At 70.6% G+C, this 13,152-nt stretch carries 9 protein-coding genes and 1 pseudogene; 4 read left to right on the top strand and 6 right to left on the bottom strand.

The window, feature by feature from the left end; genetic code table 11:
• Window positions 1-628: 628 nt before the first annotated feature.
• Entirely contained in the window at window positions 629-1,750 is a 1,122-nt protein-coding gene (locus ACFYR0_RS34985) for a hypothetical protein (RefSeq protein ID WP_389337475.1), read from the bottom strand.
• Window positions 1,751-2,092: 342 nt separating this feature from the next.
• A pseudogene (locus tag ACFYR0_RS34980) lies at window positions 2,093-2,260 on the bottom strand (hypothetical protein); the annotation flags it as partial.
• A gap of 121 nt (window positions 2,261-2,381) precedes the next feature.
• On the opposite strand from ACFYR0_RS34980, the gene ACFYR0_RS34975 reads away from it, so the two are divergent.
• Complete coding sequence (locus ACFYR0_RS34975) at window positions 2,382-2,579, top strand: hypothetical protein (RefSeq protein ID WP_389337463.1); 198 nt, start codon at window positions 2,382-2,384, stop codon at window positions 2,577-2,579.
• A 93-nt stretch (window positions 2,580-2,672) separates the two neighbouring features.
• Here the strand turns inward: ACFYR0_RS34975 and ACFYR0_RS34970 are convergent, their stop codons facing one another.
• Window positions 2,673-3,191 carry a hypothetical protein gene (locus ACFYR0_RS34970; protein ID WP_389337460.1) on the bottom strand — a complete coding sequence of 173 codons (519 nt, stop codon included), beginning with the start codon at window positions 3,189-3,191 and terminating at the stop codon, window positions 2,673-2,675.
• Between the two features lie 835 nt (window positions 3,192-4,026).
• Between ACFYR0_RS34970 and ACFYR0_RS34965 the strand changes: the two genes are divergently transcribed.
• From ACFYR0_RS34965 to ACFYR0_RS34955, 3 genes are all read left to right on the top strand, one after another.
• Complete coding sequence (locus ACFYR0_RS34965; protein ID WP_389337457.1) at window positions 4,027-4,401, top strand: CU044_2847 family protein; 375 nt, start codon at window positions 4,027-4,029, stop codon at window positions 4,399-4,401.
• Window positions 4,402-4,512: 111 nt separating this feature from the next.
• Window positions 4,513-8,709 carry a trypsin-like peptidase domain-containing protein gene (locus ACFYR0_RS34960; protein ID WP_389337454.1) on the top strand — a complete coding sequence of 1,399 codons (4,197 nt, stop codon included), beginning with the start codon at window positions 4,513-4,515 and terminating at the stop codon, window positions 8,707-8,709.
• 439 nt (window positions 8,710-9,148) lie between these two features.
• The gene (locus ACFYR0_RS34955; protein ID WP_389337451.1) at window positions 9,149-9,925 is read left to right on the top strand and encodes a hypothetical protein; all 777 of its coding nucleotides are present in this window, start codon (window positions 9,149-9,151) and stop codon (window positions 9,923-9,925) included.
• A gap of 126 nt (window positions 9,926-10,051) precedes the next feature.
• Here the strand turns inward: ACFYR0_RS34955 and ACFYR0_RS34950 are convergent, their stop codons facing one another.
• From ACFYR0_RS34950 to ACFYR0_RS34940, 3 genes are all read right to left on the bottom strand, one after another.
• Window positions 10,052-11,338: a hypothetical protein gene (locus ACFYR0_RS34950; RefSeq protein WP_389337448.1), complete on the bottom strand. Its 1,287-nt coding sequence runs from the start codon at window positions 11,336-11,338 to the stop codon at window positions 10,052-10,054.
• Window positions 11,339-11,601: 263 nt separating this feature from the next.
• Window positions 11,602-11,958, bottom strand: a complete 357-nt coding sequence (locus ACFYR0_RS34945; protein WP_389337445.1) for a hypothetical protein — start codon at window positions 11,956-11,958, stop codon at window positions 11,602-11,604.
• Window positions 11,959-12,205: 247 nt separating this feature from the next.
• Complete coding sequence (locus tag ACFYR0_RS34940) at window positions 12,206-13,126, bottom strand: replication-relaxation family protein (protein ID WP_389337442.1); 921 nt, start codon at window positions 13,124-13,126, stop codon at window positions 12,206-12,208.
• Window positions 13,127-13,152 lie beyond the last annotated feature (26 nt).

The raw sequence follows: 13,152 nt of genomic DNA, 5'->3' as shown, positions 1-13,152 counted from the left end.
CCTTCAGTACCGCCCCCACACCCTCGACGGCTTCATAGCCGGCACCGGCCTCACCCTCGACGAATCGACGTCACCCTAACGAGCCGAAGTCAGTAGCCGTCTTGGCCGTAGGGACCGCTGCAGCGGCCTTGGTCCGCGCCGGACGTTGTGAAGGCCGGGCGGGAAAGCCCGACTTGCTGGGGATGCGCGGATCCAAGACCGCCGCTCGCTGGAGGCGGTCTGGCGGATAAGCGACCGCGAGTTCGAGGAACACATCGCCAGTTTGTGCCGCCGGGACGGCTACACCGACGTGCAACGCGTGGCAGGGAGGGGTGGTCATCACACGGCCGGACCCGGCCCTGGGCGTCGACCCGGTCGGCCCGCGCCGTGAACAGGTACACCAGCGAGCCGCCCCACATCCGGCCAGGGCTTCCAGCCGTGACGGCCGAGGGCCGACTTCACCACGCCGGTCGCCGGGACGTAAACGGCCGCCCGACCCAGGGCTCGCCTGGAGGGGCGTGGACTATTGCCATGGGCGTGTTGGAGTACCGTCCGGATCGAGGCCGTGCGGCCACAATCTTTCGACGAGCTGCGTGGAGTAGGGGTTGCCGTGGTCGGCCGCTTGCCGGGCCAGGGTTTCGGCGCTTTCCTACTCTCCGGCTGCCTCCCGTATTTCGGCCAGGCGGACCAGAGCTCCGGTGTCACCGTGGTCGGCGGCCTGCCGGGCCAGCGCTTCGGCCGTCTTCCGGTCCCCGGCCCGCTCCCACATCATCGCCAGCCGGGACATGGCAGCAGCGTTGCCGTGGTGTGCGGCGCGGAGGCGGAGATGGTGCGCCCATTGCAGGCGGTGGCGGTTCTTGGCGGCCTGAGTGAGGTTGTGCAGGTCGTCGGGGTGGGTGATGCACATGTGGGCGGCGTGCCAGAAGGAGGCGGGCGGGCACAGGTGGCGGCGGGTGATGCGGCCGTGCTGTTCGAGGTAGTCGGCGAGCCGGAACACCGCTCCCGCGGGCAGAGCCATGGGAGCGGCTTGCGCGGTGACGGGCGGGGATGGGTGTTGTGTGGGTCGGGCGGTGGTGCGGCGCAGGGGTGCCTGTTTGCCGTGGACCGGCTGGGCGAGTTCGGCATAGGCCTGTTCGGCCCAATCGTCGGTGAGTTGCTCGTAGTCGTGCCGGTCGAGGTAGCCGGGGGCGGCGTCGGTGAGGAAGGCGTGCGGGAGGTGGAGGCCGACGCCGAGGCGGCGTGCGTCCATCGCTGCTTCCAGCAGGGCTCTCGCCGCGGGGGTGGCTTGTTCGTAGCGGCGCAGGAGTTCCGGGGCGCCGGCCAGGTCCTGGGCCACCCGGCCGTGGCCCCGTGCCCGGGTGAGGGCATCGGCCATCAGCCGGTCACCCTTGTCAGCCAGGGCTGCGGCCGCGGTCAGGGCAGTGGTGCCGAAGACGTCGGGCACAGTGAGGGTGCGACCGGCCAGGAGCTCCCGCGCCCGGCTGTGAGGATCGGGCTCGCCCGGTGGGGGCAGGGCGGTGTACTCCTTGGCGTACTCGGGCCACAGTGTGCCCAGCACCAGAACCGGCCTGCGCTGCTCATCGCCCAGCAGCCGGTGCAGGGCCGCCGCGATTTGCCCGCCGACGGCGGGGTCGCCGAGGTAGTGCTGGGCTTCGTTCAGCCACACCACCGTGCGCGCCCGCACGTGGTGCAGTTCTTCCAACGCGGCCCTGGCGCGGGTCGGGTCGAAGGGATGCCACAATCGCCATTCCTGCGCTGCGAGCGACTGCACCGCCTCCCAGCACGCCCTCGTCTTCCCCGTCGACGACGACCCCACCAGCACCACGATCCGGCTGCGGCCGGCTGCAGCATCCCTCACCGCATCGGCAAGCACCCGGTCATGCGGACGCGACACATAACCAGGCAGCACCCGCACACCCCCGCCAGCAACGACTTCGCCCGATCCGGCAGGGTGCACTTCCAGCTCGTGCGGCCCCCACAGGCCGATCGGCCTGCCCGGCCCTGACGCATCTGCCCGGGGCGCGCCCGCCTCATCCGCCGCGGCCCGCTGCAACTCAAGCAGTTCACCCACCGGCAGCTTCAGCGCACGGCCCAGCGCGGTCACCGTGTCCACCGACGGCACAGCCCCGGCCGGCGAGAGCGCCTTCGACACCGTCGTCCGCCCCAGACCCGCCTGCCTCGCAAGCTGCGTCTGATCCAGCCCAGCCCGAGCCCGTCCCTCGTCGAGTCTCCTGCGCAGTCCGGCGCGTGCCGGACTGCGGTGGTCTGGTCCGTCGTCCATGCGGTCGTCCCCCGACGTGGTGTGTTCGCCCGTGTTCATCATCGTCCTCGTGAACCATGGCGCACAGCCGTTCCGCGACCTTCGACCCTGTCAACACCCCATCGGGTACAGGGAGCCTGCAGTGAGCGTTGCCGTTGTCCTCCTTACCACCGCACTCGTCACCGTCGTCGCAGTGCTGGCCGGCGCTGGCGCGGGCAAGCTCGCCCGCATGGACGGAGCCACCTACCCCACCGCCCTCACCCGCGCCGCCACCGCATTCGCTGCCGTCATCACCTTGGCCGCCGCCCTGACCACAGCCCTCACGGCCCTCCTCGCCTGACCGGTCATGGTGAGGGGGCTGGGCAGGCCTTGGCCGGGTGTGTCGGCGAGCCTGCGGTGCGACCGTGCGCAGGGGCTGTCTCATCGGACGCTGCTACGGGGTGGCTGGGGATTCCTCCTGCGGCACGGTCATGAGCAGGCCGGAGCTCACAGCGTCGGTCCCGATGCGCTGGAGGTAGGCCCAGCGGTCCAGATGCTCGCAGGCCCAGGCGGGGTCGTACGCCGCAGTGGGCAGCTGCGGGATGCGCTTTCGGCCGGTGTCGTCGAGCCGGTAGGGGGTGTCGAAGGCCGTGTGCCAGCTGTCCAGGTGCGGGGCGAAACGCTCTTCCGCCTCCTTCGGGCCGATGTCCAGGTACTGGGCGATCTCCGTCCAGGAGCTTCCTCGCTCGCGTTCGTAGATCACGGCGGAGACCAGAGCGCGCTCCGCGAGTTCGATGAGCTGGAATGCCTGGCTGACCCGCCCGCCGGGACCGGTGTCAGGGTCGTTCTCGGTGGCGACCATGGCTGCCGCGCGGTCGGCGACGTCCACGGCGTGGTCGCAGACGACCAGGCGTGCCAGGGCCTGGCGGGTGAATCGGGCGCGGTCGGCGTCGTAAGGCGTCGTCTCGGTCACCCGCCCAGCCTCCCAGGACGTGTCCGCATCAAGCACAGGATTTCCGCTGCCGACAGCTCTCCGCATGACGGCTCGGCTGCATGAAATGTCCTTCTCCGCTGCAGCGGCGGAGGAGCCCGGACCGAGTCCGCGACGACGACGGCGGTGCGCCGGGGCGCTGCGATCCAGGTGATGCCGGCCCGTCTCTGGTCGAGGGCCCGGCGCCCGTGGACCGTATCGGTGCCGTGGCGGTGGGCATCGTCGTACTGCTGCGGGCTTCGCCCGGCCGCATCGCCGCCCTGGAGCGGTACGGCCGTGGACGCCGTCCCGTACGAGCGGATGGGCAATCCTCGATCGGGGCCGATCTCTCCCAGTCCGGGCTCGGCGGGGCCTCGCGCAGATGTACCGCGGGGTCGGCTCAAGAGGCTACGGACTCGGGGAATGCCAGGGCTGGGGCAGGGCGACCGTTGCAGGAGCCGAATGCCGACGGCAGCCAGAAGCCCGTCGGGAGCCGGACCTCTCGCCTGCTTGAAGGACACCTGGCCGCCGGAGAACATCGCGGGGCCGAAGATCACCGTACTGTCGGAAGTTCTACCGGTGAGGTACAAGCAGTTCCCCAAGTACACCGTGCGGTTGGAGAACGTTGCGCTGTGGAAGCCCACAGTGCCGCCAGAAAACATTGCGCCGTTGAACGACACGTGACCGCCGGAGAATGCCGCGCCTGTGAAGTCCATGGCGCCTCCGGAGACCGCCGCGACTTGGAAGTCCACCGTGCCGTCGGAGAACGTTGCGCGGATGCGTCGGCGGGAGAGCCGACTCGGGGGTTGCTCCGCCCGTACGGGGGAAGGACGGCTGCATGGCACGGTTTCTTCAAGTCCCGCTCGGTGACGACCAGTTCATGTCCGTCGAGGTGACCTCACAGGACGACGAGGACACCTTCGGGCCGGTGAGCCGAAGGCAGGACGCGGTGACGCGGCTTCCCGAGAGCCTCTCCGACGGACTGGACCGTGTGCGGTCCTTCTCCGAGGAGGTGCTCACCCGGCTGCGGTCCGGGACCCGGCCGCCGGACTCGGTGCAGGTGGAGTTCGGACTGAAGCTGTCGGCGAAGGCCGGCCTGGTCATCGCCGAGTCGACGGGGGAGACCCATCTGACGGTGACCCTGCAATGGCAGCGGCCCGGCGGCGCGGACGGTCCACCGCTGCCCGCCTCTGATTCCCCGCAGCCGGGTTAGGCAGCGGCAGGCGAGATGACGGGGAGGACCAACGGCTCGGCCCGGACAGGGGCGGCCACGGACGCGATGCGGCCCGGACTGGTCCGGTTTCTGGACCAGCGGGGACGACCGGTGGGGTTCGGACTCCTCGCAGCCCACGACAAGGTCGTGACCTGCGCCCATGTGGTGGCAACCGCGCTGGGACTGCCGCACACGTACCCCGAGGCGCCCAAGGAGCCGGTCTTCCTCGACTTCCCGTTGCGGGAACCGGGGCGTCTGCTCAGCGCCCGGGTCGCCTCCTGGACGGCGATGCTCCCCGACGGCGAAGGCGACGTGGCAGGTCTGCTCCTGGAGCACGCGCTGCCCGAGGGGGCGGGGCCCTTGGTGCTCGCCCGTGACGACGCCGTGGGCGACCACCCGGTCGCCGTGTACGGCTACCAGCGGCAGTTCAAGGACCAGCCGGCCTGGGTGAACGGCACCATCGAGGGTGACGTGCATGAAGACCGGCTGCAGATCGGCAGGCCTGCGCAGGACGACGGGTGTGTGATCCAGCAGGGGTTCAGCGGCACTCCGGTGTGGGACAGGGCCACCGGGCGAGTGATCGGTCTGGTCAGCCAGGCCGCGCGCCCCGACATCGCACGGTACGCACAGGCGATCAAGGGCGAGACCATCCTCGACTCCTGGACGAATCTCCGGGCGGAGTACCAACGGGCCTGTCCCTACCGGGCATTCCTGCCGTTCACCGCCGAGCACTCCGCCGTCTTCTTCGGCCGGGCGGAGCTGGCGGCGAAGACCGTACGGACCGTGCGCACCTCCGAGATCACGATCGTCACGGGCATGTCGGGCGCCGGCAAGACCTCCCTGCTCCAGGCAGCGGTGGTGCCCCGGCTGGAGGGGGACGACCGGACGGCGGTGCTGGTCCTGCAGCCTCATCTGCACGAGACGTTGCGCCACGCGCTGGCCGCGGCCGTGGTGAGCCTCACGGATCCCGGGGCCGTGGACGTCCGTACCCGGCAGGACGAGCTGGCCGATGCACTCGTCCCCCTGCGGCCCGCGGCCCTGGCCGGCCGTGTCCTGGGCGAATTGGGCGCCGGTCTGACACGGCTCGTCCTGGTGGTGGACCAGTTCGAGCTGCTGCTGAGTCCCACCGCCGGCAAGCCCGGGGAAGGAACAACAGAGCCGGAAAGGCTCCGGCGGGTCGCCGCCGAGCTGCGTCGGCTCGCCACCGAAGACGGCCCAGGCGAGGACGGCACCCCGGCCGCTCGCGTCGTCGTAGCCGTGACCGAGAACCTGCTGGAGACCGTGCTCGGCCTGCCCGGCTGGCAGGGCACCGTGCGCAACGCGGTGGTCCGGGTCGGCCCGATGACCCCGCAGCAGCTGACGGACGTACTCGAAGGCCCGCTGCGCAACGGGATCGCGCGGTTCGAGGACGGGCTGCTCGATCTGATCGTGCAGGACATCGTGCGACAGCGTCAGACACTGCCCGACGTCCAGGCGCTGCTGACCCGTATGTGGCACGGGCAGACCGGCAACGGACTGCTGACCACCGCCAACTACCGTGAACTCAGCGGGCCGGAAGGCTGGTTGAGCGCCCACGTGGAGCAGATCTGGGCCGGGCTGACCGAGAAGAACAGGGAGGCGTCTGAGCGGCTCCTGCTGCATCTGGTGGAGCCGGGCGCCGGAGACGGCGACTTTCTACGGCGTTTCGCCGCTCGCGGCGAACTCGACGAGGACGGCTGGAAGGCCGCCGAGCTGCTGGCCCAGCCGGACTACCGGCTGGTGGTGATCAGCGCGGGCGCAAGCGGCGAGCCCATGGCGGCACTGTCCCACGACACCCTGCTCGCCCAGTGGACCTCGGCCAGGGCCCACCTCGACGCACATCGTGACCTGCTGCGCTGGCGATCCGAACTCAGACGGGAACGTGCCGCGTGGGAGCGCTCGGGCCACCGTTCCGGGTATCTGCCGCGTAGAGGCGCGCTCAAGAATCACCGTGACGCCCTGGTGGCGTACCAGGCGTATGCCTCGGAAACCGAGAGGCAGTTCGTCGAGGCGGCCGAGCACCATCGCAGGACCTGGCGGTGGCGCTCGGGCGTCGTCCTGACCGTCGTCCTCGTGCTGATGGCCGTCGGGGTGACCGTGTTCCTGGCGCTGCGGCGACAGGCGGCGGACGACCGTAGGGCGAGGGAGGCCGTCGAGATCGCCGAGAAGAGCGAGATTCTCGCAGATGCGGACCCGGTCACCTCCCAGCTGCTGGCGGTCGCCGCGCAGGAGCGGGCGGGAGGTCTGCCCGAGACGCGGAAGGCACTTCTTCAGGCTGCCGCCGACCGACGGCGCGGCACCATCCCCAGCGGTCGATACGGCGGCTCGCTCATGGCCTTTGACCCGGCTGGCACCACTTTGGTGACCAGCGGGTTCGACGGCCGGATCATGTTCTGGGACACGGCCGAGCAACGGCGCGCAGGGCCGCAGCCGCGGGCCGATTACGCCACGCCGTCCGCCCTGGCCGTCAGCCCGGACGGCCGGCTCCTTGCCTCGGGGCACCACGGGGGTTTGGTCATCCTCTGGGACATGGCCACTCGCCGTCCCGTGGGCAGTGCGGTGTCGCTTCCCCGGCCGTCCGGCGCACCTGCCGGGGGTGAACGGCATGTCTCCCTTCTGGCGTTCGCGCCGCAGGACAACACCTTGGTGGCCTCCTCGTCCGACCGTGTGCTCACGCGGTGGGACCTGCGCGGGTCCCGGCCGCGGTTGCTCGACACCGACGAACTCCCCGATTTCGGCGGTCCTTTGACCTTGAGCGGCGACGGCAGGCTCCTCGCCGCGGCGGACGACCGGGGCGGCATCCTGTTGTCTGACGCACATACCGGTCGTCGCCTCGGTGATCTGCCTGCGGACGGCAGGGCGCCCGTCGAGCATCTTGTCTTCAGTCCGGACGGGCGCAGGCTCGCCGTGAACCGCGGGGGCAACGAGCTGCCGGGGATCGAGCTGTGGGATGTCTCCGCTCGCCGCCAGGTCGGGGATTTGCGCACCAAGCACATGGGTTCCATCACCACTCTGGCCTTCAACCCCGACGGTTCCCTCGTCGCGACCGGATCCGATGACCAGCAGGTGGAGCTGCTCGACGCGCGCGGCACCGGGCTGCCGATCGGCGAACCGCTCGCCGGCCATGTCGGCTCCCTCACAGGGCTGGTCTTCGCGCCCGACGGCCGGACCCTCGCCTCGGCAGCTGACGACGGAACGGTGCGACTGTGGGACCCTGAGCTGCTCCGCCCTCGCGAAACCGCGATGGATGACGGTTCCCAGCAGGTCCTCTCGGCCGCCTTCAGCCCTGACGGAGAGATCCTGGCGTCCGGGAGCGCGACCCTCGCGGTCCACCTGTGGGACCCCCGGACCGGGCGCCCCGCACGTGCTTCGCTGACCGGACGTATGGGCAAGGCGTTCTCCGTGGCGTTCAGCGAGAACGGTTCGACGCTCGCGGCCACGAGTGACGTGGGACCCGCCTGGCTGTGGGACACCACCAGCTGGCGGCCCACCGGCCCCCCGCTGGAGGGAGCGATCGGCGCTGTCGCGTTCAGCCCCGACGGGCAGCTCCTCGCGACCGGAGACACGGACCTCAACCGCTTCGACGTCCAGGGCGATGTCCAGCTGTGGGACACGGCAACCCACCGTGCGCTGGAACCGCTGCTCCCCGCGCATCGGCCCGGCGGTGGAACGTACCCACTGGGCCATAGAGGCAGGGTGCACGCGCTGGCGTTCTCCCCCGACGGAAAAGTGCTCGCCTCGGGCTCCGGGTTCGGGGAGATCCAGTTGTGGGACGTCGCCGGGCGACGGGCACTCGGGGAACCGATGACGGACCACTCCGGCGATGTCACCTCCCTGGCCTTCAGCCCCGACGGAAAGCGGCTGGCCAGCGGCGCCACCGACGGCACGGTCCGGCTCTGGGACGTGGCCGCCCGCCTCCCGTTCAGCAAGCCGCTGACCGGACACCGGGTGACCGTGAACGAGGTGGCGTTCAGCCGTACGGGCCTGCTGGCCAGCGGTGGGCAGGACAGCCGTGTCCGGTTGTGGGACCCGGACACCGGGACGCAGATCGGTGATCCGCTGCTCGTCGACGGCGGCATCGTGCACGCCCTGGCCTTCAGCCGCGACGGCTCCTCCCTCGCGGCCGGTGGCGCCCGGCTCCACCTGTGGGACGTGTCCGCACTGGCCGATCCGGCGAAGGCCGTCTGCGCCCGCTATCCCCACCTGCTCTCCCGGGCCACTTGGCACGATCATCTGCCCGAACTCCCCTACCGGCCGGGGTGCTTGGATACGTCACGCCAGCCCCGGTGAGGGGAGCCAGCGAGGCGCTGCCGTTCGGCTGCCCGCCCACCGGCGCTCCGCCGAACGGTGACCACGATCGCCGACTGAAAGTCCGCTGCCGCCGCGCCGCCCTCGCGGGCGCGCTCGAGCACTGCGGCTGCCTGCGGCAACCGGCCCACCTGATGAGCGGGGCTACCGTTACGTCGGCCGGAGCCAGCCCTCGGCAGCCTCACCGGTGCTCACCGTCATGATTCGCGCCACCCGCTGACATGGGCTCGCATCCCGCAACACGCCCTCGAAGTCGAGTCCGATATTCGCATTCCGTCAGGGGGACGTCGATCAGGCGTGCGCCCCCGGTGCGGACGTGTTGAAGACCTGAGCGCATCCACCTGCGCCTCTTGGCGTCCATGATGTCCTGAGATCTGGTTCTGCCTTCATGGTGGGCGGGCGGGTGGCATGATGCCCGGCCATGGGCACGAGAGACGAGAGTGACGAGGCGTACGTAGTCGACCTGTGCAACCGGGTACTCGGTGAGCCGGCCTTGACTCAGCACAAGTTCGACTGGCTGCTCGGGGACCCGGGGGTCGGCGGGCGGCGGGCGAAGCTGCCCGTCGACGCCTACTGGCCGGGACATCAACTCGTCCTCGAGTACCGGGAATTGCAGCACGACCAGCCGATGCCGCATTTCGACAAGCCGGGCCGGCTGACCGTCAGCGGCGTCCACCGAGGCGAGCAGCGAGCCCGGTACGACGCCCGGCGCGACACCGAGATCCCCGCTCACGGGCTGCGCCTGGTCGTGATCCGTCCGGCCGATCTCGACGCGGACGGCCGCGGGCGCCTGCGCCGCAGCCGGGAAGCGGACCTCGCGGCACTGAGAGCGGTCCTGGCACGTGACAGCGACGAGGACCGCGTCACCGACACCTTCCGCACCTGGCTGCTGGCCCGGGGCTGGACACCCGTCACCCCCACAAACCGCTGGACCGACCTCGAGGCCGTGCGCGGCAACGACCGGCTGATCTGCGAGGCCAAGGGACGCACCAGCGAGAAGGGAATCGACGCGGACACCGCCTACGGACAGCTTCTGCGCCGGATGACCAGCGAGGACCCCGGCACACGGTACGCACTGATCGTACCCACCTCGTCCGTCAAGGCCGTCGAACGCGTCCCCGAGCGCATCCGCAGACTGCTGCGCATCGACGTGTACGAAGTGACCGACGAGAACGAGGTACGTCGCCAGACGGCATAGGCGTTCCCGGCCGGTGAGGACAGGCTCGCCCGCTGCCCCTGCCCGCCGTCCTCGTGGTCGATGCAACGGGCCGTCAGCTCCTGGAGAAGGACACGGCGGGGTCGGCCTTGCAGACGATCGACCGCCCTATACACCTCGCTCGTGTTCACGAACGTACGTGAACCCCCGGGGCAGCTCGTGGGGGCCGGCAAGGCCCGCCCTCTGATGGTCATACCGGTAGGCGGCCCTCGCCTCCGCGCTGGCTTCCTTGCCGAGATGGCCTATGCGCATCAGATGTCCTGCCACTCGGTGGGCGCCGGCCTCTGTCCTGCCGCCGCTCGCTGTCCCCGGGTCGTCGTGCTCCACCTCACGCAACGCCGGGGTGTAGCAAAGGAGTTCGACAGTGCTCTCGCCATCGCGAGCGGGATAGCGAAGCGTGCCACCGGCGCCCACGCTGCCCCACTCCCAGGTGAGCACCTTGCGTGCCAGTAGCCGACGGACCGCGTTCTCGAACTCCCTTGCCGACGTCTCCCCAGGCTCTGCGCGTTCGGTGATGTTACGGAGCAGTGCCGGCAGCGGGAGCAGGGCGCGCCCCTGCTCGTCGAGGTAGCCGAGTTCGCGCAGTGTGATCAGGACGAGTTCCTCCGAACGGTCCGCGCGCACGTCGGCGGCCGCGAGGTCACGGGTCATGATCCTCGGGTCGTACGCGTAGCGCACGATCGTGCCGGCAACGACGACCGGCCTGCGCAGCCGGGTGTAGGCGATGTGCAGCCTCGTCTTCGCCCGATGATCCCAGCGGACGGAGACCCGGGTCCCAGGAAGGACGAACCGATGCCATGCCATGCCCGTCAGAAGCGGTCGGTCACCGTCCAAGTGGAGTTTGACTCCCGGTTGGTAGTCGAGGACCGGGACACGTTTTGCCGCCTGTACGAGAGCGAGTTCGTCGATCGGTACGAGGGCAACGTTGAGAGAAGTGGGCGGGACCTTGTCGGCCATCTCGACCGGGATGGGAAAGGTGCCGAGAAGCAGATGCTCAGCACGGACGGAAAACTTCCATCCCAACATCTGATCGGTATGCACGACGGCGAAGGGCAGCCCCCAGTCACGCTCGCCGACGACGACGCGAGAAGGGTCCCGTACGTCGGAAGGCGACGGCTCGGCATGCCGGACTGCCGACGAGGGTGTCGAAACTGCAGAGGACCCACCGGACTCCTCTGACAGGCTTCGCTCCGCTTCCGTGCGCCCGTAACAGCCGTTGCAGAACAAGGCATTGCCGCGCACGGCAACAAGACGCGCCGTCTTCGTCTGTGCGCACCGCGAACAGGTGAAGGACGCCGCCGTGCCCAACCGGACGAGCTGTAGATCACCCCGGCGGGGGTATCGCTTCGTGACCTGCTTGCCGAGCAGCGTCCCGCCGACATTCATGACAGCCAACCCCCGGATGCTTGCCTTCCCCTGCTCGTCCTCTGCTGTGACAGCGCTCTGGGCAGAGTGCGAGTCAGATCCCGGGGCGCCGTTGCACAAAGGAAAGAGGCCGTCAGAGTACGGAAGCCTGGTCGCGCTGGACAAGGCGCACCTACAGGTCATCTGTCCATGGGCGAGAAGTCCCCTCGCCATCATCCACGCTCCTCACACGGGTCGGGCAGCCTTGGGCGCCGCCTTCGGGGCCGCATGCAGACTGTCGCCGCAACCCGGCGTCACGGGGTGCGAGGTGACGGGGTCCCGCACGGTCCGGGGCTCTGGCAGCAGCCTGCCGTGTCCGGGTTGTCCCACTGGCAGGCGGGGCAGCGCCACAGCGCTCCGACGGCCAGGGCCGCGGCGCGGATGGCTTCCCTGTGGCTGTCGTCGGCCGCGTCCAGTAGCGCGTCGATGAGCGGCGTCCGTGCTGCGCCGTGCGCCTCGTGGACGACGGTGTCGTCGATCTCGATGTGCACGGGCACGGTGCCGTCGATACGCATGAGGTGGCCGGGGGCGGTGTCGAGGTGGACGGTGATGCGCAGGGCGCCGAGGCCGGGGTCGAGGTGGGCGAAGACGAGGACGCCGTCGATCTCCACGCAGGGAAGGTCGCCGTGGGCGCCGGGATGTAACACGGCGTCGGCGTTGGCCCGTTCGCAGGCGTCCGCGTCGGGGAAGCGGAAGACGCGTGCGTGCGGGTCGGGGCTGGTCGCGGCGCGGTGGGCGGGAGACCGGTGGGGTGTAGGGCTGCTCACGGCATGACTCCGAATCTGATCGAACGGGCGTTGTCGAAGGGTCCCGCGGCCGGTCGGCGGGTGTTGATGTCCAGCCGTGGCCGGGGGAGTGTCACGGGTCGGTCCAGGGGTGGGGTGGTCCGCCGGTGAGGGGCGTCCACACCGGCTGGGCGGGGCCGTGGTGTTCGAGGTCTTCGAGGACGGCGGCGGCCAGGGGGACGTCGCGGGCGAGGCCGGCGACGAGCGGGTGGTGGGCGGTCATGGCCTGCAGGTCGCCGATCCGCTGCTCCAGGCGGGGCCGGGCGGCGCCGGTGAGGACGAACAGCACGCGGGGGAAGACCGGATACCAGCGCAGCCACGCCGGGCCCTGGACGGCCGACCGGCGCCGGCCGGGTGGCTGGGCGTCGTGGTGGAACAGGCGGGCGTAGTCGATGAGTTTCGCGGCGAGGCGTTCGCCGCTCATGGTGGTGCGGTCGACCTCGACGAAGGCGCGCAGCTTGCGCCGCTGCCCGCCGTCCGTGGCGGTGTAGTGCATGAGGGCGTCGGCGGTGACGCGTTCGCCGTCGCCGATGGCGTGGGAGACCTCCGGGGTCCAGTCCCAGGTGCCGTGTTCGTGGCCGAGGCGGCGGGCGTCCTCGGCGAAGGCGAGATGGGCGCGGACGACGGCGAGGGTGTGCGGGGTCTTCAGCGAGGCCGCGGTGTGCGAGGTCACCGGGTAGGGCGGGCGTCCGCGCAGCACGGGCAGGTGACGGGTCAGGCGCGCACCGTCCGCGGTGAGGTACCAGACGCGGGTCCGGTGGGTCCGGTGGGTCCGGTGCAGGGCGGTGGCCTCGGCGAGGCCCTCGGCGCGCAGACGGTTCAGGACGCGAGAGATCAGCTGCCGGGAGCCGTCGGGGCGCAGCATGCTGCGCAGCTGGCCGGTGGTGGCGATCCGGTGCTGGGCGAGGGCGGCCAGCACCTGCGCGGCCAGCGGCTGCGCCGGTCCGGCTGCCGGAGTCCTGGCCGGACTGGGCTGGTGCGGGGCACTGGTCATGGGACGGGAATCCTCCGCGCTGTGGC

The organism is Streptomyces sp. NPDC005017, assembly GCF_042873115.1.
GTDB lineage: Bacteria > Actinomycetota > Actinomycetes > Streptomycetales > Streptomycetaceae > Streptomyces.
The sequence above is the reverse complement of the archived record's forward strand: the minus strand, read 5'-3'. Positions and strand labels throughout refer to the sequence as shown.

Excerpts from the sequence above, each read along its gene's own strand:
- ACFYR0_RS34965 (WP_389337457.1), top strand. The coding sequence starts at position 4,027 with ATGGCACGGTTTCTTCAAGTCCCGCTCGGTGACGACCAGTTCATGTCC.
- ACFYR0_RS34955 (WP_389337451.1), top strand. The coding sequence starts at position 9,149 with ATGGGCACGAGAGACGAGAGTGACGAGGCGTACGTAGTCGACCTGTGC.
- ACFYR0_RS34940 (WP_389337442.1), bottom strand. The coding sequence starts at position 13,126 with ATGACCAGTGCCCCGCACCAGCCCAGTCCGGCCAGGACTCCGGCAGCC.